General features: G+C 74.2%; 1 protein-coding gene, 1 tRNA gene and 1 other RNA gene. 2 read left to right on the forward strand and 1 reads right to left on the reverse strand.

Features of this window, described 5'->3' with window-relative positions; all coding sequences use genetic code 11:
- Window positions 1-49: 49 nt before the first annotated feature.
- A tRNA-Ser gene (locus ACFW1I_RS23930) sits at window positions 50-137 on the reverse strand.
- A gap of 108 nt (window positions 138-245) precedes the next feature.
- Here ACFW1I_RS23930 and ffs point away from each other — a divergent pair.
- Window positions 246-344: signal recognition particle sRNA small type (gene ffs / locus ACFW1I_RS23935), an RNA gene on the forward strand.
- A 254-nt stretch (window positions 345-598) separates the two neighbouring features.
- Window positions 599-2,526, forward strand: a 1,928-nt coding sequence (locus ACFW1I_RS23940; RefSeq protein WP_384673329.1) for a DNA polymerase III subunit gamma and tau, incomplete at its 3' end; no start/stop codon positions are given.

Below are 2,526 nucleotides of genomic sequence, written 5' to 3' on the forward strand. Positions count from 1 at the left end.
GCCCCACTGCAAGCAGTGGGGCCCTTCGACAACGTGCCCGGTGAGGCACTGGCGGAGGATACGAGATTCGAACTCGTGAGGGGTTGCCCCCAACACGCTTTCCAAGCGTGCGCCCTAGGCCTCTAGGCGAATCCTCCGTGGAGAACATTACATGACCGCGGAGGGTGCTCGCGAACGTCGTCGGGGACGGTCGGACGCAGGTGGGGGAGGGGGTCCGGCGCGGGGCGCGGATCGGGTAGGCTGGGCGGAGCCCCTCACGCGGCGCTATCTGACTGAACTCCCCCAGGGCCGGAAGGCAGCAAGGGTAGGTCGGCTCTGGCGGGTGCGTGGGGGGCGCTTGCGTTTCCGGAGACCTGGAGACGAATCCCGCGGCCAGAGGCACAGAGGCAGGGCCAGAGGCAGGGGCGGGGGCAGGGGCTCGCCGGCCAGCCCCACGGCCGAGCCTGAGATCGAGGTCCGCGGTCGAGGTCCGCGGTCGAGATCCCCGGCCGAGCCCCCCGGCCGAAACCCCCGGCCGAAACCTCCGGCCGAGCCCCCCGACCACCGCCCGGCGGCTGTTTTTCCCGGGTTGTCGGCGTGCGCCTATAACCTCGTATACGTGTCGTCTCTCGCGCTGTACCGCCGCTATCGCCCCGAGTCCTTCGCCGAGGTCATCGGGCAGGAGCATGTCACCGACCCGTTGCAGCAGGCCCTGCGGAACAACCGGGTCAATCACGCGTACCTGTTCAGCGGACCGCGCGGCTGCGGCAAGACGACCAGCGCGCGGATCCTGGCCCGCTGTCTGAACTGTGAGCAGGGGCCCACGCCCACGCCCTGCGGCGAGTGCCAGTCCTGCCGGGACCTGGCGCGGAACGGGCCGGGGTCGATCGACGTCATCGAGATCGACGCCGCCTCGCACGGTGGTGTGGACGATGCCCGTGACCTGCGCGAGAAGGCGTTCTTCGGGCCCGCCTCCAGCCGGTACAAGATCTACATCATCGACGAGGCCCACATGGTCACCCCGGCGGGCTTCAACGCCCTGCTGAAGGTGGTCGAGGAGCCGCCGGAGCACCTCAAGTTCATCTTCGCGACGACCGAGCCCGAGAAGGTCATCGGGACGATCCGGTCCCGGACGCACCACTACCCCTTCCGGCTGGTGCCGCCGGGGACGCTGCGGGACTACCTCGGCGACGTGTGCGGGCGCGAGGGGATCCCCGTCGACGACGGCGTGCTGCCGCTCGTCGTGCGCGCCGGCGCCGGGTCCGTGCGTGACTCGATGTCCGTGATGGACCAGCTCCTCGCCGGTGCCGGCGAGGACGGTGTGACGTACGCCATGGCGACCTCGCTCCTCGGTTATACGGACAGCTCGCTGCTCGACTCCGTGGTGGACGCCTTCGCCGCGGGCGACGGCGCCGCGGCCTTCGAGGTCGTCGACCGGATCATCGAGGGCGGCAACGACCCCCGCCGGTTCGTCTCCGACCTGCTGGAGCGGCTGCGGGACCTGGTGATCCTGGCCGCCGTGCCGGACGCCGCCGAGAAGGGGCTCATCGACGCGCCCGCCGACGTGGTCGAGCGGATGCAGGCGCAGGCGTCGGTGTTCGGCGCCGCCGAGCTGAGCCGCGCCGCCGACCTCGTCAACGAGGGGCTGACCGAGATGCGCGGCGCCACCTCGCCGCGCCTCCAGTTGGAGCTGATCTGCGCGCGCGTGCTGCTGCCCGCCGCGTTCGACGACGAGCGGTCCCTGCTCGCGCGCCTCGACCGGCTGGAGCGCGGCGCCGCCGCGCCGCCGGCCGCCGCGCCCGTCTTCACGCCGGCCCCGGTCGCCGTGCCGCCGATGGGGTACGTCCCCGGCCCCGAGGCCCACACGCCGATGGCCCCGCCGCCGCCTCCGCAGCAGGCCGCCCCCGCGCCCGCGCCCGTGCAGGCCCAGGCCCCGGCGCAGCCGGAGGCCGCGCGGCCCGGTGCCTGGCCCGGGGCCGCGCGCCCGGGCGGCTGGCCGACCGCCGCGCCCGCCCCCGTACAGCCCCAGTCCGCGCCGCAGTCGCCGTCCCCCGCGCCGCCGCAGGCGCAGCCCGCCGGGCAGGCTCCGGCCGGGGACATGGCGGCCGGGGCCGCCCAGGTGCGGAACATGTGGCCGTCCATCCTCGAAGCGGTCAAGAACCGGCGCCGCTTCACCTGGATCCTGCTGAGCCAGAACGCGCAGGTGGCCGGGTTCGACGGCACCACGCTCCAGCTCGGCTTCCTCAACGCCGGCGCGCGGGACAACTTCGCGAGCAGCGGCAGCGAGGACGTCCTCAAGGCCGCGCTCGCCGAGCAGTTCAACGTGCACTGGAAGGTCGAGGCGATCGTCGACCCGTCGGGCGGCTCCGCGCCCCCGCCGGGTGCCGGGAACTTCTCCGGCGGCGGGAACTTCTCCGGTGGCGGAGGAGGCGGAGCCGGTGGCTTCGGTGGCGGAGGCGGTTTCGGCGGAGGCGGTGGCCGGCCCCCCGCCCCGCCCGCGCCCGCCCCCGCCGCGGCGCCCGCCCCCCCCCGGGGCCCCCCCCCCGC

The organism is Streptomyces sp. NPDC058955, from assembly GCF_042741435.1.
Classification (GTDB): domain Bacteria; phylum Actinomycetota; class Actinomycetes; order Streptomycetales; family Streptomycetaceae; genus Streptomyces.